This window comes from Algoriphagus taiwanensis (genome assembly GCF_036245645.1).
GTDB lineage: Bacteria > Bacteroidota > Bacteroidia > Cytophagales > Cyclobacteriaceae > Algoriphagus > Algoriphagus taiwanensis.
Genome location: NZ_BTPE01000007.1, coordinates 20,725 through 38,276, shown reverse-complemented (window position 1 = coordinate 38,276; position 17,552 = coordinate 20,725). Strand labels below are relative to the sequence as shown.

18 protein-coding genes and 1 tRNA gene are annotated in these 17,552 nt (G+C 45.1%); 12 read left to right on the top strand and 7 right to left on the bottom strand.

Going from position 1 to position 17,552, the window contains the following annotated elements:
• The 3 genes from AAA938_RS11090 to AAA938_RS11080 all read right to left on the bottom strand — a co-directional run bounded on the left by AAA938_RS11090 (position 1) and on the right by AAA938_RS11080 (position 2,787).
• On the bottom strand, positions 1-489 hold the full coding sequence (locus tag AAA938_RS11090) for a hypothetical protein (protein ID WP_338228797.1): 489 nt from the start codon (positions 487-489) through the stop codon (positions 1-3).
• Positions 490-565: 76 nt separating this feature from the next.
• On the bottom strand, positions 566-1,357 hold the full coding sequence (locus tag AAA938_RS11085) for a (Fe-S)-binding protein (RefSeq protein WP_338228796.1): 792 nt from the start codon (positions 1,355-1,357) through the stop codon (positions 566-568).
• 95 nt (positions 1,358-1,452) lie between these two features.
• Entirely contained in the window at positions 1,453-2,787 is a 1,335-nt protein-coding gene (locus AAA938_RS11080; protein ID WP_338228795.1) for a 4Fe-4S dicluster domain-containing protein, read from the bottom strand.
• A 103-nt stretch (positions 2,788-2,890) separates the two neighbouring features.
• Between AAA938_RS11080 and AAA938_RS11075 the strand changes: the two genes are divergently transcribed.
• From AAA938_RS11075 to AAA938_RS11050, 6 genes are all read left to right on the top strand, one after another.
• Positions 2,891-2,963: transfer RNA gene (locus AAA938_RS11075), tRNA-Phe, on the top strand.
• Between the two features lie 262 nt (positions 2,964-3,225).
• Positions 3,226-3,717, top strand: a complete 492-nt coding sequence (locus tag AAA938_RS11070) for an RNA polymerase sigma factor (protein ID WP_338228794.1) — start codon at positions 3,226-3,228, stop codon at positions 3,715-3,717.
• Positions 3,714-4,142: a hypothetical protein gene (locus AAA938_RS11065; RefSeq protein ID WP_338228793.1), complete on the top strand. Its 429-nt coding sequence runs from the start codon at positions 3,714-3,716 to the stop codon at positions 4,140-4,142. The genes AAA938_RS11070 and AAA938_RS11065 overlap by 4 nt, the downstream gene beginning before the upstream one ends.
• Before the next feature lie 2 nt (positions 4,143-4,144).
• Positions 4,145-4,690, top strand: a complete 546-nt coding sequence (locus tag AAA938_RS11060; protein ID WP_338228792.1) for a DUF4252 domain-containing protein — start codon at positions 4,145-4,147, stop codon at positions 4,688-4,690.
• A 23-nt stretch (positions 4,691-4,713) separates the two neighbouring features.
• Positions 4,714-5,193 (top strand): DUF4252 domain-containing protein, encoded by a 480-nt coding sequence (locus AAA938_RS11055; RefSeq protein WP_338228791.1) that lies wholly within the window; start codon positions 4,714-4,716, stop codon positions 5,191-5,193.
• Positions 5,194-5,710: 517 nt separating this feature from the next.
• The gene (locus AAA938_RS11050) at positions 5,711-6,280 is read left to right on the top strand and encodes a NanQ anomerase/TabA/YiaL family protein (protein WP_338228790.1); all 570 of its coding nucleotides are present in this window, start codon (positions 5,711-5,713) and stop codon (positions 6,278-6,280) included.
• Between the two features lie 85 nt (positions 6,281-6,365).
• Here the strand turns inward: AAA938_RS11050 and AAA938_RS11045 are convergent, their stop codons facing one another.
• From AAA938_RS11045 to AAA938_RS11030, 4 genes are all read right to left on the bottom strand, one after another.
• A complete protein-coding gene (locus AAA938_RS11045) occupies positions 6,366-7,268 on the bottom strand; it encodes a lipid A deacylase LpxR family protein (RefSeq protein ID WP_338228789.1) in 903 nt (300 codons plus the stop codon).
• A complete protein-coding gene (locus tag AAA938_RS11040; protein WP_338228788.1) occupies positions 7,265-7,837 on the bottom strand; it encodes a flavodoxin family protein in 573 nt (190 codons plus the stop codon). The genes AAA938_RS11045 and AAA938_RS11040 overlap by 4 nt, the downstream gene beginning before the upstream one ends.
• A gap of 155 nt (positions 7,838-7,992) precedes the next feature.
• Positions 7,993-9,729, bottom strand: coding sequence for a M14 family metallopeptidase (locus AAA938_RS11035; protein WP_338228972.1), 1,737 nt, complete (start codon positions 9,727-9,729; stop codon positions 7,993-7,995).
• Positions 9,730-9,741: 12 nt separating this feature from the next.
• The gene (locus AAA938_RS11030) at positions 9,742-11,328 is read right to left on the bottom strand and encodes a M14 family metallopeptidase (protein WP_338228787.1); all 1,587 of its coding nucleotides are present in this window, start codon (positions 11,326-11,328) and stop codon (positions 9,742-9,744) included.
• 203 nt (positions 11,329-11,531) lie between these two features.
• On the opposite strand from AAA938_RS11030, the gene AAA938_RS11025 reads away from it, so the two are divergent.
• From AAA938_RS11025 to AAA938_RS11000, 6 genes are all read left to right on the top strand, one after another.
• Positions 11,532-12,362, top strand: coding sequence for a universal stress protein (locus AAA938_RS11025; RefSeq protein WP_338228786.1), 831 nt, complete (start codon positions 11,532-11,534; stop codon positions 12,360-12,362).
• 8 nt (positions 12,363-12,370) lie between these two features.
• The gene (locus AAA938_RS11020; RefSeq protein ID WP_338228785.1) at positions 12,371-13,621 is read left to right on the top strand and encodes a cation:proton antiporter; all 1,251 of its coding nucleotides are present in this window, start codon (positions 12,371-12,373) and stop codon (positions 13,619-13,621) included.
• Positions 13,622-13,699: 78 nt separating this feature from the next.
• Positions 13,700-14,731, top strand: coding sequence for a ferrochelatase (gene hemH, locus AAA938_RS11015; RefSeq protein WP_338228784.1), 1,032 nt, complete (start codon positions 13,700-13,702; stop codon positions 14,729-14,731).
• Between the two features lie 194 nt (positions 14,732-14,925).
• Positions 14,926-16,089, top strand: a complete 1,164-nt coding sequence (locus tag AAA938_RS11010) for a CynX/NimT family MFS transporter (RefSeq protein ID WP_338228783.1) — start codon at positions 14,926-14,928, stop codon at positions 16,087-16,089.
• Between the two features lie 74 nt (positions 16,090-16,163).
• Positions 16,164-16,766: a DUF2179 domain-containing protein gene (locus tag AAA938_RS11005; protein WP_338228782.1), complete on the top strand. Its 603-nt coding sequence runs from the start codon at positions 16,164-16,166 to the stop codon at positions 16,764-16,766.
• The gene (locus tag AAA938_RS11000; protein ID WP_338228781.1) at positions 16,766-17,473 is read left to right on the top strand and encodes a tRNA1(Val) (adenine(37)-N6)-methyltransferase; all 708 of its coding nucleotides are present in this window, start codon (positions 16,766-16,768) and stop codon (positions 17,471-17,473) included. Before AAA938_RS11005 ends, AAA938_RS11000 begins: the two co-directional genes overlap by 1 nt.
• Positions 17,474-17,552: the final 79 nt, after the last annotated feature.

Sequence of the window (17,552 nt, the reverse complement as noted above, 5' to 3'; positions counted from 1 at the left end):
TTAATTCGGAAAATATTTGTTCAGCCAGCTATTTCGGACAGGTTGCCAGAGTTGGTGAAGATCGGCTTTGCTTTGGACTTGAGGATTGATTACTTCCTGCTCCAAGGTCAACTCCCCAGCTTGAACTTTACTTTTGAGTCCCAAAGCAGGAAGTACATTCACCTGGCCGGCAGCATTTTTCACCGTCACTTTTCCCTGATCGGTAAGGTTGATTCCAAGCAGAGATTCCAATTCCCGGAGCGTTCGGACTGAGCTGTCTATGGAGCATCCGCTGGTTCCCAAGTTGCTTTCATCCACTGCCAAAATCAGAATTTGCGAGTCTAAGATTTGAAATGAGGTGGGCATTGGGTTTCCATGAGTGTTCCAGCCTTCGCAAAATCTAGTCAGTTTTTGCTGGATAACTTCCAGTTCCTTTTCATTCAACGTTCTATTGGACTGGTAAACCCAGACTCGGGCATGTCCGGGCAGCTGATCAAATGGAATGTACATGGTGTTTTGTTTGGTCAAAGAAAAACCCTTTCTGCATAACGGCAAAAAGGGTCGAATTGATTCAATGAGATCAATCTTATATGCCCATATCTTTGGCGATCATCTCCGCGAGGTCATACACGGCCACCTCATTTTCCTTTTCTTTGTTTTTGACTCCGTCAGTCATCATGGTGAGGCAAAAAGGACATCCTACAGCAATCGCCTGAGCTCCTGTAGCCAACGCTTCCTCAGTTCGCTCAATGTTGATGTCTTTTTTTCCGGCCTCAGGCTCTTTAAACATCTGTGCTCCACCGGCTCCGCAACACAAGCCTTTGGTTCGGCATCGCTTCATTTCGACTAGTTCCACATCGAGCGCTTTGATCACTTCTCTTGGGGCTTCGTAGACATCATTTGCTCTGCCGAGGTAGCAGGAATCATGAAAGGTGATTTTCTTTCCTTTAAATTCTCCTCCTCCTTGTAGCCTTACTTTGCCTTCGTTGATCAGCTGCTGGAGAAATTGAGAGTGGTGGATGACTTCGTAATTACCTCCCAAAGCAGGATATTCGTTTTTGATGGTATTGAAGCAGTGAGGACAGGCAGTAACCACCTTTTTGACTTCATATCCATTCAGGACCTGAATATTGGCGACTGCTTGCATTTGGAATAGGAATTCGTTTCCTGCACGCCGGGCTGGATCGCCAGTGCAGGTTTCTTCAGGACCCAGAACAGCAAAGCTTACTCCGACTTTATTTAAGATTTTCACAAAAGCCTGAGTGACGGCTTTGTATCGCTCGTCGAAAGAGCCGGCACATCCCACCCAAAAAAGAACTTTGGGGGTTTGGCCATTAGCGGCCATTTCGGCCATGGTAGGGACTTTATAGGTAGACATTTATTCAGATTTTAGACGTTAGACATAAGATGCAAGAACCAAGAAGCGGGAAGATAATTTCACCGGACATCGGTCATCAAGCATCAGACTTTTGATTACTTCATTTCCTCCTCTTTCACTTTATCAGCCCAGTTGAATCGATCCGAAGGACTGAATTTCCAGGGAGAGAAGCTGGTTTCCATGTTTTGGAACATGGCATTCCACTGAGCTGGGGTGCCTGATTCCTCCATGGCCACATAGCGACGAAGCTGGAGTATGATAGAAAGCGGGTCGATGTTGACCGGGCAGGCTTCTACGCAGGCATTGCAACTGGTACAGGCGTTGATTTCTTCTTTGGTGATGTAGTCACCCAAAAGAGACTTGCCGTCTTCCAAGCCTGGTCCGCCGGAATCTATACTTTTTCCTACTTCTTCTGCACGGTCACGGACGTCCATCATGATCTTTCTGGGAGAAAGTTTTTTTCCAGTCAGATTGGCTGGACATTCTGAAGTACATCTTCCGCACTCGGTGCAGGAATAGGCATTCATCACGTTGACCCAAGTAAGGTCATTGATGTCTTTGGCACCGAATCGACCAATCTCTGCCGGAGGTTCGGAGGAGGTCTCCCCTTGGATTCCCAGCATCATGTTCACCTCGTTGGTAACTTCAGGCATATTTTGCATTTCTCCTTTTGGCTTTAGGTTGGAATACCAAGTATTCGGGAAAGCCAAGAAGATGTGGAGGTGCTTGGAATAGGTGACATATACTGCGAAAGCAAGAATGCCTACGATGTGAAACCACCACGCAAAGCGCTCAATAGCAACCAAAGCCCCATTGGAAAATCCCTCAAAAAGAGGCTGAAGCATGCTGCTGAAAAACAGCGTTCCCAAGGCCAAATAGTGCTCGTCGCCCCGAGCCGCGAGAATCTGATCGGTGGCATTCATGGTGAGAATAGCAAACATCAAGATGATTTCAATCACCAGAATCAAATTAGCATCCAAAGCAGGCCAACCTTTCATCTCAGGTTTGGTGAATCGCTCGACTTTCATCACATTCCTACGAATCAGAAAGGCCACACAGGAAATCAACACGGCAACAGCGAGAAATTCAAAAATATTGATCGCCACGGTGTAGGCTCCTCCCAAGACAGGGGCAAATAGCCTGTGGGTGCCAAGAATCCCGTCTAGTATAAATTCGAGGACCTCAAGATTGATCACCAAAAAGCCTACATAAATGAGAAGGTGAAGAAATGCCGGGGTCAGGCGGGCGAACATTTTTTGCTGCCCGAAAGCCACAAGCAGCATCGTCTGCCAGCGTCTTTCAGGTTGGTCATTCCTGGTCTCGCCCTTGCCCAAAAGGATATTTCTTCTCAGAAATTTGATCCTTTTACTCAAAATATAGCCCGCAACGCCCAAAATCAGGAGAAATGCAAGTTGAGGTAAGATGCTCATAGTGTTTTAATTAGCTGTTTTTTCAAGAATTTGGGTTTATTTTTTTCTGAAAACCATTTGTATCAATTCGGCATATTTCTACCTTTGCATCACTTTACGAAAAGGTGATGTAGCTCAGTTGGTAGAGCATCGGACTGAAAATCCGTGAGTCGGTGGTTCGAGTCCACTCATCACCACCCTCCCGATCCCTCAAAGGATCGGGATTTTTTTTGCCCATTGATTTTCTAGTTGCCACTGAAATACTCCTGTTTTTCACCTGTGCAAAATATAAAATAGTCTGCATGCATACTATTTTTTCAACTGAATTTAAAATGAATCTAATCTTCCAAGGATTGTTTAGGCTTAGAATCCCTGTTTTTGGCTTATGGTTTTGAAGAAAATGCAATTTTTTTCTTCCTAGCCTGTAACTTTTCTCGCCTATCTGCATCATCCTACCGAATGAAGTCATTTTTCGAGACACACATCTGGCCTTTGAAAGGCAGACTCTACCGCATGGTATATCTGTGGACCAAGGACCGGGACCTCGCTGAGGATGTGCTACAAAATGTCTTCGAAAAATCGGTGATCAGGCAGCATGAGCTCCAATCCCATCCCAATCTGGGCGGATGGCTGGTCAAAAGTCTGAAAAATGAAATGCTGACGCATTATCGCAAAATCAAACCTTTGGATAGTCTGGAAAATGCCGAAGAGCTTTCTCAGCCGGAATCCAAAAAGTTGGAGATCGAGCAAGAGCATCGGCTGGTTTTGGAACTCGTGGAGGAGCTTTCACCCAAGCAAAAGGATGTGTTCCTTCTCCGTGAGGTGGAAGAGATGAGCTACGAGGAAATCTCCACCTATTTGGAAATCCCAATGGATCAAGTGAAAGTAAACCTGCACCGCGCCAGGACGAAAATCCGGGAAAAACTAATCAAACAAGGAATTACCCCATGAAGGAAAGAATTGAAATACTCGTTCAAAAATACTGGGAGGCAGAATCTACACTCGAAGAGGAAAGAGAATTGAGGGAACTTCTTAGGGCAACTGATGGATTTGATCAGGAAAAGCGCTTGTTCGGAATTCTGGAGGAATACAGGTCTACAGAACCGACTCAGATCAGGATGCCCAAAATAACCCAAGCTCGTATGGCAAGGTTGCAATGGCTGGGTTGGGCAGCTTCACTGATCCTGTTAATCAGTTCAGTGTGGATTTGGAGGGATTATGAGCAAAAACAAGAGCAGCGGGAAGCTTTCGAGCAGGTGACTGAGGCCTTGGCTCTGATCCAGAACAACCTCTCCAAAGGAAAAGAGCAAATGGAGCCACTTCAGGATTTAAAATACCTTAATACAACCAATCAACTATTCAATCCAGCGCCTTAACAATGAAAAAGATATTTCTACTAGCCGTACTTGTTCTGGGATTTGGGTTTAAATCAATAGCCCAAGAGGACGCAATTCAGCGTTTTTTCTCCAAGTACATGGAAGATGAGCGATTTTCCAGGGTGTACATCTCGCCTAAAATGATGCAGATGGCAGGTGGATTCCTGAAAAATAACGCGGAGGGAGACAAAGATGCCGAAGAACTCGGAGCCTTGATTGCGAAAATCAAAGGGATACGGATTCTGTCCTCCGAGGAGGTCAATGGAAAGGCACTCTATACAGAGGCAATGGGTACATTGGCCAAAAATAAGTACGAGGAGCTGATGGATGTGCAGGACAAAAGCAGCAGCTTGAAATTTATGATTCGGGAGGAAGCCGGTCTTATCCGCGAACTGACGATGATTTCGGGTGACGCCAAAAGTTTTTCCCTGATTTCCATGTTGGGGAGTTTTACCTATGAAGACCTGAATATGCTGGCCGAAAAGACCAATATCCTAGGCATGGAGCAGTATAACAAAGGGTCGAAGGGCCCGAAAGGCAGTAAATAATTTAAACTAAACCATACTATTTTATGAAAAAGCTAATTCTCACTTTATCCTTATTTGCACTGGTGTTTGGAGTTCAAGCCCAAAGCAAAAGCATCGCCGCGCTTAAAGACAAATACAAAAGCAACGATGACTTCTTCCACATGGAATTGGGAGGGAACTTCATGAATTTTGCCGAAGGCTTCAAAATCGATTTGGATAAAAATGACATGGCCACCGTGGCCAAATCTGTTGAGAGACTCAACTTCTTTACCCTACCCGAAGGAGCTCAGGCCATGGCCGAATATAAAGACCTTCAAAAGGGACTCGTCCGCGAAAATTACGATCTCCTGATGGAGGCTGCTGAAGGCAAAAGCGGAGTGATGATCTATGGAAAAGGATCTAGAAACTTCTCCGACCTGGTTATTTTGGTAGGGGATGAGAAAGAAGGAGATTTGATAGTGGTAGAGCTCAAGGGGAGTTTTACTCAGGAAATGCTGGCAAAAGCTCAAAAGCAAATCCACTGAAATTCAGCCGAATTCCCAATCTAAATCAGCCCGTTTTCGGGCTTTTTTTGTTCAAAACCTGAAAAGGAATGGTTATTTGAAAATTTTTTTAATTTTTTTTCATACGATACAATCGATTGCGAATCGAGAATAATTCTAATTCATGTAGTGACATGATTTTTTATAATCACAATATTTCAGAATAAAATTTCATTTTACAGAAAAATACAGAATTTGTGGGGTTTCGCTATCGATTGCGGCTATATTTTATACTTTTTATAATAAAATGCATTTATTATTAATGATTTGAAAAAATAAAGGTTGATTTATTGAAACTATTGCAATTAATGCTCCGTTTAGTAACTTTGTAATGTAATTCGAATTAGCCAATTGGCCCGGTAACCCAAAATCACTCCCTGATGGAAATTGTCCATCCAGAGGTTACGCATCAAATCAAACACCTATTAAACCAAGTACCCTGATCTCTGTCAAAGGATCAGCAATTGAAATTAAAAACCTATTTAAACCAACTAGTAAAATGAAAAAAATCATGACTATGCTTTTTGTTGCGGGGATCGTAACAGGAGCGTTTGCTTACAACGAAGACAAGCCGGTAGAAATCCGTCAGACTGAACCATCCAAAGTTCTGGTAGCGGTAAAAGAAGCACCTCAAGGTCCTATGGTGGTAAAAATTCTCGATGAGCAGAATCAGCTTGTATTGAGAGACCGAATCACAAAAACTGAAGCTTTTGCAAAAAGATATGATCTGAACGCGCTTCCTGAAGGAAAATATCAGATTCAGGTAGCGGATGCCTTCGGTAATTTGAGTTCTTCTACTGTAAATACCGAAGTGGTGACCAAGCCTGAAGTTTATTCCAGAGTGACTGTCTTGGGTGATAATCAGTTCAGACTTTTGGTTTCCGCTTTGGATGCCAAAGACGTAACTGTTCAAATTTTTGACGGTGACAAACTGATCCATACCGAAACAGTGGAAAATCCTCAAGGATTGCACAAGGTATATACCATCTCCAAGCCTGCATTCCCTGAAGCAATCAGCTTCAAAGTGTCTACCGGTGCAGGATTTACTGCCTACGTAGCAAGCAAGTAATTAAGCTAAACCAACATTTATCTAAATCCCTGCTCATAATTTGAGTGGGGATTTTTTTTTGGTCCTGTTTGGATTGGCATATTTTTCAGAAAAGCCAGTGCAGCATGATTTTGCCATATATGTGGTTTTCCGCACTCGGGGTATCTCTGCTTTGAAAGCTCAGCCCATAAGAAAAACCGATATTCTTATAGTTGAGAACCAAATCCGCGGTGCAGGACCAGCTTTGGGATGAGGCCTGAAAGCCTGATTCTTGTCTAAAATTTCCCCCATCTATACTGCCGTTCCAAAAAGTTTGCCTCGCAAAAAATCCCAATTGAAAGTACTGTTCGAGGCTTTTTCCTGTAGACCCCACCCTGCTTCCATTGAGCTGGGATACCGATAGAGGTAGTAATTTTCCCAAACGAAAAATGGGGCCTACTTGTAGGCTTTGATCCCAATTTCCGACAGCAGCCCTTCCGGAAAGGGTGATATCAGCGATTGAATTCCCAAGTAAATTGAATTTTGCCCCTGCGTAAATGTTACCCAAAATTGAATTGGGAAGCTGTTCCTCCCAGCCTATTGGCTTTGGAAATCCTGCCAGTTCATGATACCAAATATGCAGGCGATCGATACCTGACTGTGGTCCCATCAATCCTCCCAATGCGCTGATTTCATAAAACCATCTATTCTTCCTCCATTGTATTCCTGTCTCAAAAAATACCAGTCCGACAAAAGGCCTGTCTATTGGTGCGCCTATTTTATCTTCTCTCAAATCCGGGGTGTACATTTCCTTTCCCAAAGTGAAGGAAAAGCTCTTGCCAGCACGTAGGTAGTGGTGAAAATCCAGCTTAATCCCATTGCTGTAATAGCGATCCATCCTACCAGGAATGTATGCGTCATTTTCCAGCCTGATGGAAGCTTGGGATTTGCGAAGCGAATCCTGAACAGCAATCCCTTCGTGGATTCCGGTGATGAAAAGTAGGATGACAAAGCAAGCCCGCAGCTTCATTTTGAGATTTGGATGACTTTTTCGGCCACTCTTTTACCCAGTCCAAAGGCCTTTTTCAAAAAAATATCCTCCATTTTTTCATTTTCAAACGGCCCCTCACCGGTAATGGCTGATGCACCGAAAGCTGCTTCTACCTCTTCACCTCCCATCACAATCATTCCGTGAATCAACATGGCCCGAAGAATATCGATCATGACTCCCTCCTCCCCAATGGAAATTCCCCCTCCAGTGACGAACGCCGCCCCGAGTTTATCCATCAAAGGCCTGTTTTCAAATGGCCAGGAATTGATAAACTCCAAAACAGGAGGAGCCGGATTGCCATTGTAAACAGGAGAGCCAACAATAATTGCTTCAGCCTCTAGCAATTCCACTGGATTCACTTCTTCTATCGTCAGGAGTTTTACCTCAATCCCTTCTACAGATTTTGCACCTTCAGCGACTGCCTCTGCGAGTATCTTCGTATTTCCCGACTGGGAAAAATAAGTGATCAGAACGGTGGGCTGGTTTTGCGAAAAGGCCTGAAAGCCAAAAAACAGAAATAGGCTAAGAAGAGTAAGCGCTTGTTTCATTTTATCCTGATCGAGTAGGGGTCGGGCCTTTTCAGACTGTAAGGTAATCAAATGGAACCGTGTCAAAAAAATGATATTTCGGGTAAAATAGAAAGTCAAAAAAAATCCCGTCAACTCAGCTGACGGGATTTCTATTTACTTTTTTATCAAATGAATCATTTTTTCCAGCTGGCTTTTCCTCCTTTGGCTGAATCCACCGTGATGGAATAGTTGGAAGCAGAAGAAACAATCCAGCGGACTTTTACTGCACCCATACCAGGAACATTGTCCACCGCGATTTTTTCAGGCGAAGACTTTTGCTCCTTGAATTTCTTCATGTCCTCGTCTTCCACCACAAAACCGGCAAGAACTTTTGCTCCGGTAAGGGTCACGTAATCCGGTCGCTCGATATTGTATTTCAGATCTTGGCTGGCGTGTGTTGGAATCATCCGCTCATTGAATATGGTAGCTGTGATTGCCTTCAGTCCTCCGCCCAGATCTTCTTCCTTCACATCCATTACAGAAAGCTTGGGGGTGTGATATCCGTGGAAAATGGTGAAGGCGGCGTTTCGGTGCGCATCCTGCTCCAACAAGAATCCTGGGTGAGCTCTGCCAAAGGTCTTTTTGAATCCGCCGATTTCCACGGTGCCAAACTGTGGGTGCTCATATTCTTTCCAGTTTACAAAAGCGTCTCCGAAGGTCAGCAATTGATCCACTTTCAGCTGTTCGTCCTGATTGCCTCGCCCTGCATTTTTGTGGAAGTAGAGATAAGAAACCATCAACTCATTGGAGTAGGTGAAAATCCCCCGATTTCCATAAAACCAATCCAATTCCCCGCCAAATACAGAATAGAGATCTTTGTAGACAACAATGTATCGGTAGCCTGGAATGATCTCTTCGCCCACATTTCCTATAGCGTCATAGATTCTGATATCCTCTCTGTTGTAGGTATTGACATCCTCCTCAGCCCCTGGGCCTCGCAGGATCATCCCTCCGGAATTGTGGAAGCTTTGAGCAGCTGCGATGTTTGGATGCTTCATCACAAATTCCATGATGGATCTGTTTTCCGGTAGGGTAAAGGGATATTTGAGTGCTCCCCGCTGGATGTAATCCGGCTGCCAATTCCAGCCCCAGTCTCTGTTTGGATCGTAATAGCCGATGCCATCGTCATTCACCACACCGTCCCCGTCATTGTCCAATCCTTCCTGACCGATCATTTCGTATTCTCCCACTTGATCCGGTCCGACCTGCATCAGTTTTCTTGGATCTAGAGGGTCCTTGATAAATCTCCCCGTTGGAGATTTGCGGATCATCATCGTGATATTGCCATCTCCATCCAGATCGTCCATGCGGTCTTCTCCGGCTTCTCCATCGCCATCGTTGTCCAGTACGAGCATGCCCGAGCGGGGAGAACTGGCCGTATTGGGCTCTTTGAAGAAATTGTTTCTGGCGTCTGGGTTAATGGTCGGAGTGATGTAGAAGGTTTTATCCCGAAGAAGCTGCTTGATAAATTCATTATCGGCGTGCATTTCCGTCAGATACCAAGCCAGATACAGGGAAAATTCCCCGCCTTGGATTTCATTGGAATGGATATTTCCATCAATCCACATGGCTGGCTTATCTGTGTCTTTTCCGGTGGAAAAGTCCGTAATCGTAATAGTCAGGATATCCCGGCCTTCAACAGATTTGCCTATGGACTCCACTTTGGCCAAGCCCGGATGTGCAGCAGCGATTTTTTTCATCCAATCCCAAAGGCCTTCCGCGCTGTAATAGCGGTTCCAGGCGATTTCTACTTTGGGTTTATGGGGGGTTCCGATGGCCCGGAAGAAATTTTCCTGCTGGGCATTTACCTTCATTGCTCCCAGACTCAATGCTCCCAAAGCCAGGGTGGCTAGTATTTTCTTGGTATTCATCATCTTCATGGCTTAGAGTTTGACAGTTTGGGTTACAAATCCAGTATGGGCAGCACCTGCTTTGATATTTACATTGCCGCTTCCTCTCACTATCCAGGATAGGGTCACTTTTTCATAAGCACCCATGGAGTCCAATAACTTGATTTTGTCACCTGAGATCAGTTTGTCACCAGATGCATCGATATCTATCCGGATTTTTCTCAACCACCTGGACCTTGCACCCATCTCAGAATGGGTGGGAAGGGCTGCGTTGTTGAAGAGATCGACTGTAATTCTTGTCAAACCATTGCCTAGGGCCTCGGTCTTCAGGTTGTGAAGCTCCAATTTGGGCTGCATGGCAGCTAGTTTTAGGATAAAGTCTGTATGCTCTTGGGCTATTTCTCCCACTTTTTCATAGGGAGGATTTACCATCACGAAAGGCTTGATTCCGCCCACTTCTACTTTTTGGTTAGGGAAATCCGGATGCTTTACTTCCGTCCAAGGGACAAAAGAATCCCAACCCAAGGAATCAGCCCAAGCCAGGTAGTTGGCTTCCGCATTGGTTTTTCCCTTGAATTCAGGAGTCCAATATCCGGGAGTGGAAAAGCTCAGTCGGGCAAAATGGAAATAGGCCCACTGGAAGAAGTCTCCATCCGTGCCCTGATTGCTTTGCTGAAATGCTTTTTGGCTGACGGTCTTGGTGTAAATGTCAGACACCATGGCATTGATGGCCTGATCTTTTTCCAAAATTGAAGTCACCACCCGCTTTCTGGCATCTCCCGCATTGTATTTCATCGGCGCGCTCAGATTATTTGCCGGAGAGAAAGTCACAAATGCGAAAATATTCCACTGCTCAAATAGGTAGTCCAAGAGCGCTCGTGTTTCCTTTTCCGAAGCGGCAATATCTCCAGCCAGCGGTTCAAAAACCGGGAATTTGTAAGTGAGATTTTTATTAAAAGCGATGCCTTCTTTCAGATCTTCGGCAAATTTTCCGTCTTTGTCCTCGTCTTTCGATTCTTTAAAGACCCGGTATTTTCCTGCTTCTCCTTTGGATCGGTCAGCTTTGACGAGTACTCGTTCATCCTCCTTGGACACGGTCCAATCTCCCATCGGATCTTCTACACGCATCCAGGTGATCATTCCGTCTCCGTTGAGATCTGAATAGCCGTTGTCATTGGGTGTGCCATCTCGGTCATGGTCTGCAGAGTTGGCATTTCCTCTCCGCTCATATTTCAGCGCCGCATGGTATTGCTCATAGGCATCTGGCGACATATTGGGGAAGACGTAAAATGTGGTGGTCTCCAAAGCGTCTGAATGCTCAGCGATCAGCTTTTCGGCAAACTGCAGGGCCAATTCTACACTGAGTACATGGAAGCCTTCCACTCCACCGACTACTGCGATGGCCGGCTTCTGATCCAGATTTCCTTTGCCGATTTTGAGGACTTGGATGTCCTTGCCTCCAAGGGTTTGGGTAAGGGTTTTGAGCTCCACGGAAGGATTACCTCCGAGTTTTTGGAGTCTTTGATTGACCTGACTGAGTGTGGGGTAGTCACCTTGGGCAAAAGCATGGCCCCCAAGTAATGCCCCAAATATCAGCCCGGTGAGTAAGAATTTTCTCATAGAAATAAGATTGGGTTGATTCTGAAATCGGGTTAAGAATGAGTAGGGAAGTTTACTAAAAAATGCCGGTTTATCGAGAAGTCCTTTTTGAAGTGGGGGAAAAGATTCTCTATCGGATTGGGTTTGGGATAAATGGCTGAAGGAAAGAAGTGGTTTGCCAATTCGTTTAATTTTCCTTATTTGAGGGATTGAAGCAGAATACCATGTATCAGAAAATAGGATTGGCTTTGGCTTTTTCCCCAAGAATGGAGGCCTTGATAGCAGAAGCAAAAAGGCTGGTGGATCTCTTTGACGGGGAATTGATTTTAATACATGTTGGGGTAAAAACTCCCGAACTCGAGTCCCGATTGAGTGAGATTTTTGACAAGCATTGTTCTTCCCTGAGAAGAGTCAAGATACTTTGGAAAGAAGGCAAGCCTGCAAAACAAATCCTGGAGACTTGTGCCGAAGAAAAGGTAGATTTGCTCATTTTGGGGGCATTGAAAAAAGAAGGTCTTTTGACTTATTACCTTGGTTCCGTGGCCAGAAAAATCATACGAAAGGCCAATTGTTCCCTACTCACTTTGATTGAGCCCAAGCTGGAAACCACCGATTTTTCTCAGGTGGTCATCAACGGCACCCAACTGGAAATCACGCCAAAAGTGATCCGACAGGGAATCGATTTTTCTAAAAAAATCGCAGCCAAAAACGTCCATATCCTAAACGAGATCAAGATGTACGGGCTGGTGATGGGTACTGCCAGTGAAGATTCGGAAGATGAAGTTTCTGGCACCCGGAGAAAACTTGTGCAGGATGAAATTGATTATGTGGAGGAGAATTTAAAAGGATTGGACTTGGGTGAATTGAAAATAAACATCAAAGTGACCGGCGGAAGGTGGGCCACAGAGCTTGCCAGATACTGTGAAAAAATAAATGCAGATCTTCTGGTCATGGGAGATGATCGAAAACTCAATTTTTTCGACCGACTATTTCCGCATGATTTGGAAGATTTATTGGGCAATCTGCCCTGTAACCTATTGATGATTAAAAGTTAATTGCCTCCATGGAAACATTAAACCATAAGGAGGTCATTAACCTTCTGCTTCAACTCGCATCTATGCTCATCATGGCACGGGTGTTTTCTGAAATAGCCCGAAAGCTCAAGCAGCCTGCCGTAGTGGGGGAGATTCTAGCTGGAATCATCCTTGGGCCGACTATTTTGGGTATGCTGATGCCTGATTTTTATTCGAGTCTTTTCAGCTCGCATACCATGACCAATATCGCTTTGGATGGTTTTGTCCAGATTGCAGTGGTCTTACTCCTATTCATCGCAGGGATAGAAGTGGAGCTGCAAGTGGTCTGGAGTCAAGGGAAAAATGCCCTCAAGATCGCTTTGACTTCTATGGCTTTGCCCATTATCGCCGGATTTGTGGTAGCCTATGCCTTCCCGGAGTTTTTGGGGGTCAATATCAATGACCGGATAGTGGCTTCTACCTTTTTTGGTTTGGCCATTTCTATTACAGCATTGGCGGTAGTGGCGAGAGTGCTTATGGATTTGAACCTGTTCAAAACCAAAACAGGCTTGCTCATTATTGCAGGTGCCATGGTAGTAGATGTGGTGGGTTGGATCGTGTTTTCGGTGATCCTTTCTCTTTCGGAATCGGGCAAAGAAGGATTGGGAGTCTGGCCTACCATAGGGCTTACGCTGTTTTTCACTGTATTTATGCTGACCGGAGGCAAAGGGCTGATCAACAGAGTCTTGCCTTGGACCAATAAAAACCTGGCATGGCCGGGAGGCTTACTTTCTCTTTCTTTGGCGATTTGCTTTTTGGCCGCCTCCTTCACGGAATTCATCGGGATTCATGCCATTTTCGGTGCTTTTATCATTGGGGTGGCATTGGGCGATTCAGAGCATTTGACAGAGAAAGCCAAGGAGATTCTCCATCAGTTTATCAACAATATTTTCGCTCCGATCTTTTTTGTGAGTATCGGATTGAAGGTCAATTTCATTGAAGCTTTTGACCTTGGAGTAGTGGGTGTGGTGGTAATTGTAGGTTTGCTGACCAAATATTTTGGAGCCTACCTGGGAGCCCGTTTTGCAGGACTGAAAAGGAACAAATCCATGGTAGTGGGTTTTGGATTGAGTACAAGAGGAAGTATGGACATCATTCTTGGGTTGATAGCTTTAGAATATGGCTTGGTTTCTGAATCCCTGTTTATTGGATTGGTGATTTTGGCGCTTCTGTCCAGTATCCTTTCCGGTCCACTGATGGGCTGGGCCGAAAATCTCAAGCTGTCCTCCTCTTCAAAATAGGTCATTGAAAGTTTCCATCGGTTTTTTTCGAACAAAGGGCCTATTTTTGGGCTTTTCCTAGGGAATCTGAAATCACCCATGAGTAAAAGCAAAGCAAAAATCGGAGTTCTATTGGTCAATTTAGGAACTCCAGACAGTACCAAGACCGGAGATGTACGAAAGTATCTTAGAGAGTTTTTGATGGATGGACGAGTGATCGACTTTCCATTGATACCTCGGTGGATGCTGGTCAATTTGATCATTGCCCCATTCCGGGCTCCCAAGTCCGCCGGAGAATACAGAAAACTTTGGACTGACAGAGGGTCTCCCTTGCTTTTTCACACAGAAGATCTCCGAGATAAACTCATCCAAAAACTGGATCCCGAAAAATATCTGGTGTCCATAGCCATGCGCTATCAGAATCCGAGCATTGAAAAGGGGCTGGAAGTACTGATGAAGGCAAAAGTAAAGAAGATCATTGTTCTTCCCCTTTTCCCTCAGTATGCTTCTGCTACCAATGGCTCGGTGATCGATAAGGTGATGGAGATAGTTCGCACCTGGCAGATCATCCCTGAAATCTCCTTTATCAGCAATTATGTCGATCATCCGCTTTTCCTTGAGGCTTGGGCCGAATTGGGTCGGGAAGCTATGCAAAAGCAGGAATACGATCGCTACCTTTTTTCATATCACGGCTTGCCTGAGCGTCAAATCCGAAAAGGAAGCGTGGAGGGCTATTGCCAGCTCGGCGCCTGCTGCAACAAGTATGGGCTGAAGAACCAATTCTGTTATCGGGCGCAATGCTTTCAGACCACCCGATTGGTCGCCGAAAAGCTTGGACTCCCTGAGGAAAAAGTGGTGACTTGCTTCCAATCCCGATTGGGTAAAGATCCTTGGATCAAACCTTACACCGAGGATATGATCAAGGATTTGGCAAAAGAAGGAGTGAAAAAAGTACTGGTCTTTTCTCCTGCATTTGTGGCCGATTGTTTAGAAACTACCGTCGAAGTGGGTGAAGAATACAAGGAGCAGTTTGAGGAGCTAGGAGGCGAGCATTGGGAACTGGTACCAAGTCTCAACTCCAACGACACTTGGGTGGACTGTGTGAAGGACTTGGTGGAAAGTAGATCTTGAGTGGACCAAACAGTCCAAGGTTCAAAGTTCAACGTTCTGCATTCGATGTTCGAAATTATTTACGAATTACGAATGACGATTTACGACATCAATAGGAACTTCAACTCTCCTTTTCGAAAATAAAAGCATTGAATAGGTGGGTTGAGGTTTTTTAAAATATCGTAAATCGTAAATCCAAAATCGAACTTCGTTTCATGTCCAAACCCTCCAATCAAGCCCTCCTATTTCTCGGAATCATTTTGATCTCGATCAATCTGAGAACCTCGATTGCATCGGTTGGGCCTTTGATCCCATTTATCAGGGAAGATTTGGGGATTTCCAATGGTCTGGCAGGATTTCTCACCACCCTTTCCCTGATCACATTTGCTGTATTTTCTCTTTTTGCTCCGGCTATTGGAAAGAGGCTGGGGCTTGGGAGGGCTATTTTTGCAGGCATAGCCCTTTTGGCAGTAGGGGTGGTCATTCGGGTTTTGGGTGGCATTGAGTTGCTCTATCTTGGAACTGCCTTGACAGGGATTGGGATCGTGATCGCCAACGTGCTGATGATTCCCTTTTTCAAAGCTCGCCTTCCTGAGAAAATCGGGCTTTTCACCGCTATTCTCTCTACCGGAATGTCCCTTTTTGCCGCCATTGCATCCGGGGTAAGTGTGCCTTTGGCTCAAGCTTGGGATTGGGGTTGGAGGGGCTCTTTGGCCTCTTGGGTGGTATTGATGATTTTGGCTTTGGTGGTTTGGATTCCCCAACTTAGTTCCAGCACCAATCCCCGAAGAAGTAGTGCCTCAACTGGAAAAAATGTATGGAAAAGCAAGCTGGCGTGGCAGGTGACCCTGTTTATGGGAGCCCAGTCTGTGATGTACTTCACCATGATCACCTGGCTGCCGGATATGTTTATTGCCCGGGGAATGTCTCCTTCCAAAGCAGGCTTGGCCTTGTCGTATCTGCAATTGATTTCCTTGATCGGTACTTTTTTCATCCCTGGATTGCTGATGAAGCTGAAGGAGCAGTCGAGGGTGATACTGATCGTAGGTATCGGATATTTGCTGGGCTATTCTGCGCTTTTTTTGCATCAGGAATGGATTTCCTTTTTGGCTTTGACCATTATTGGAATAGGAAGTGGGGCCAGTCTTAGCATCGCTTACACCTTGATCTCTCTACGAACATCCGATGACTTGACCACTTCGAGGCTTTCTGGTATGGTACAATCTGCCGGGTATGTATTGGCAGCCTTGGGCCCTCTGCTTTTTGGGATTTCGCTGGACCTATTTTCCAATTGGAATTTGCTCATTGGATTTCTCCTTGTGATGACGGTTCAGTTTATCTTTTTTGGACTGCCTGCCGGGAGAGATCGGAAAATCTAATTCAGATTCTTGACAGCTTTTGCCTTCCTTGCCGCCGAAAGGGCTAATTTTGCACATCCCATCTTTCTATTCCCATGCAAGATTTCTTCCATTCCTTGGGTATTTCTGATCAGTTGCTCAATTACGTCCTGATGCCTTTGCTGATATTTTTTGCAAGGATAGGTGACGTGTCTATCAATACACTCCGAATCATGTTTATGATGAACGGAAAGAAGTCGATAGTCCCCGTTTTAGGCTTTTTTGAAGCCATGATTTGGTTATTGGCGATAGGGCAGATTTTTCAGAATGTGAACAATCCTTTTTCTTACATCGCCTACGCGGGAGGATTTGCCATGGGGACCTATGTGGGGATGACTTTGGATGAAAAGCTAGCTTTGGGCCGGGTTTTGGTGAGAGTGATTACCCCTCATCCCATTCCCAAATTGATGGATTTTATGAAGGAAAAGAATTATCGCTTTACCAGTGTGGGCGCGGAGGGCAGATATGGCAAAGTCACGCTTCTCTTTACCGTAATGAAGCGAGACCAGCTGCAGACTTTTATCGGAATGGTGAAGGAGTGCGACGAGCGAGCTTTTTACACCATAGAGAGTGTAAAACGGGTGTCAGAAGAGGACCTGAATATCATGGAAGATAAGCCAAGATTCCGTTCCCGTCTATTTAGCCGTGCCAGGACCTGATGGGTAATACTTGGTTTCAGTTTCAGCAATTTCGGGTTGAGCAAGACCGCTGTGCGATGAAGATCAGCACAGACTCTGTCTTGCTTGGCACGTTGATACAGGAAGAGTCACCAAGTCAAATTTTGGATATCGGCACGGGCACAGGTGTGATTGCCTTGATCTTGGCCCAGCGCTACCCTCAAGCCCAAATCCAGGCTGTTGAACTCGATGAAGATGCTGCAGATCAGGCTGCTGAAAATTTTGCCCAAAGCCCATTCTCGAGCAGGCTCAAACTGGTCAAAGGTCGATTTCAGGAATTTCCGGAAGAGGATCGGTTTGACCTTTTGGTCAGCAATCCTCCCTACTTTCCCAACCATCTCAAAGCCAGTGATCCCCGAAGAAATCAGGCTTTGCATACCGATGAGTTGTCCTTTTTGGATTTATTGGAAAAAGCCGTCAAGTTGTTGACCGAGGAAGGGAGTCTTTGGGTGATTTTACCTCCGGCACAGATGAAAGAATTTGAAGGCTTGGCAGTGAAGAAATCCTTTTCTCCCGGCAAAATAATCTCGGTAAAGGACTCGGCAGATTCCCGGATAATCAGAGAGGTGGCTCAGTTCCGAAAGACATCTGTTTGTAAAACCGAAGAAGAATTAGTCTTAAAAGACAGGGATGGAGGTTTTTCTTCGTCTTATTCCCGACTGATTTCAGGATTTCTTTTGGGATTTTGATCCAAAATCAAACAGATTTTTTGATTTATGCTAAAATGTCCTTCTATTTAAGTCAAATATGACCCAAGAATAATCTTTT

What these genes read in the sequence shown, in the direction of transcription:
- AAA938_RS11090 (WP_338228797.1), bottom strand. Translation starts at nt 489, where the DNA reads ATGTACATTCCATTTGATCAGCTGCCCGGACATGCCCGAGTCTGGGTT.
- AAA938_RS11085 (WP_338228796.1), bottom strand. Translation starts at nt 1,357, where the DNA reads ATGTCTACCTATAAAGTCCCTACCATGGCCGAAATGGCCGCTAATGGC.
- AAA938_RS11080 (WP_338228795.1), bottom strand. Translation starts at nt 2,787, where the DNA reads ATGAGCATCTTACCTCAACTTGCATTTCTCCTGATTTTGGGCGTTGCG.
- AAA938_RS11070 (WP_338228794.1), top strand. Translation starts at nt 3,226, where the DNA reads ATGAAGTCATTTTTCGAGACACACATCTGGCCTTTGAAAGGCAGACTC.
- AAA938_RS11065 (WP_338228793.1), top strand. Translation starts at nt 3,714, where the DNA reads ATGAAGGAAAGAATTGAAATACTCGTTCAAAAATACTGGGAGGCAGAA.
- AAA938_RS11060 (WP_338228792.1), top strand. Translation starts at nt 4,145, where the DNA reads ATGAAAAAGATATTTCTACTAGCCGTACTTGTTCTGGGATTTGGGTTT.
- AAA938_RS11055 (WP_338228791.1), top strand. Translation starts at nt 4,714, where the DNA reads ATGAAAAAGCTAATTCTCACTTTATCCTTATTTGCACTGGTGTTTGGA.
- AAA938_RS11050 (WP_338228790.1), top strand. Translation starts at nt 5,711, where the DNA reads ATGAAAAAAATCATGACTATGCTTTTTGTTGCGGGGATCGTAACAGGA.
- AAA938_RS11045 (WP_338228789.1), bottom strand. Translation starts at nt 7,268, where the DNA reads ATGAAGCTGCGGGCTTGCTTTGTCATCCTACTTTTCATCACCGGAATC.
- AAA938_RS11040 (WP_338228788.1), bottom strand. Translation starts at nt 7,837, where the DNA reads ATGAAACAAGCGCTTACTCTTCTTAGCCTATTTCTGTTTTTTGGCTTT.
- AAA938_RS11035 (WP_338228972.1), bottom strand. Translation starts at nt 9,729, where the DNA reads ATGAATACCAAGAAAATACTAGCCACCCTGGCTTTGGGAGCATTGAGT.
- AAA938_RS11030 (WP_338228787.1), bottom strand. Translation starts at nt 11,328, where the DNA reads ATGAGAAAATTCTTACTCACCGGGCTGATATTTGGGGCATTACTTGGG.
- AAA938_RS11025 (WP_338228786.1), top strand. Translation starts at nt 11,532, where the DNA reads ATGTATCAGAAAATAGGATTGGCTTTGGCTTTTTCCCCAAGAATGGAG.
- AAA938_RS11020 (WP_338228785.1), top strand. Translation starts at nt 12,371, where the DNA reads ATGGAAACATTAAACCATAAGGAGGTCATTAACCTTCTGCTTCAACTC.
- hemH (WP_338228784.1), top strand. Translation starts at nt 13,700, where the DNA reads ATGAGTAAAAGCAAAGCAAAAATCGGAGTTCTATTGGTCAATTTAGGA.
- AAA938_RS11010 (WP_338228783.1), top strand. Translation starts at nt 14,926, where the DNA reads ATGTCCAAACCCTCCAATCAAGCCCTCCTATTTCTCGGAATCATTTTG.
- AAA938_RS11005 (WP_338228782.1), top strand. Translation starts at nt 16,164, where the DNA reads ATGCAAGATTTCTTCCATTCCTTGGGTATTTCTGATCAGTTGCTCAAT.
- AAA938_RS11000 (WP_338228781.1), top strand. Translation starts at nt 16,766, where the DNA reads ATGGGTAATACTTGGTTTCAGTTTCAGCAATTTCGGGTTGAGCAAGAC.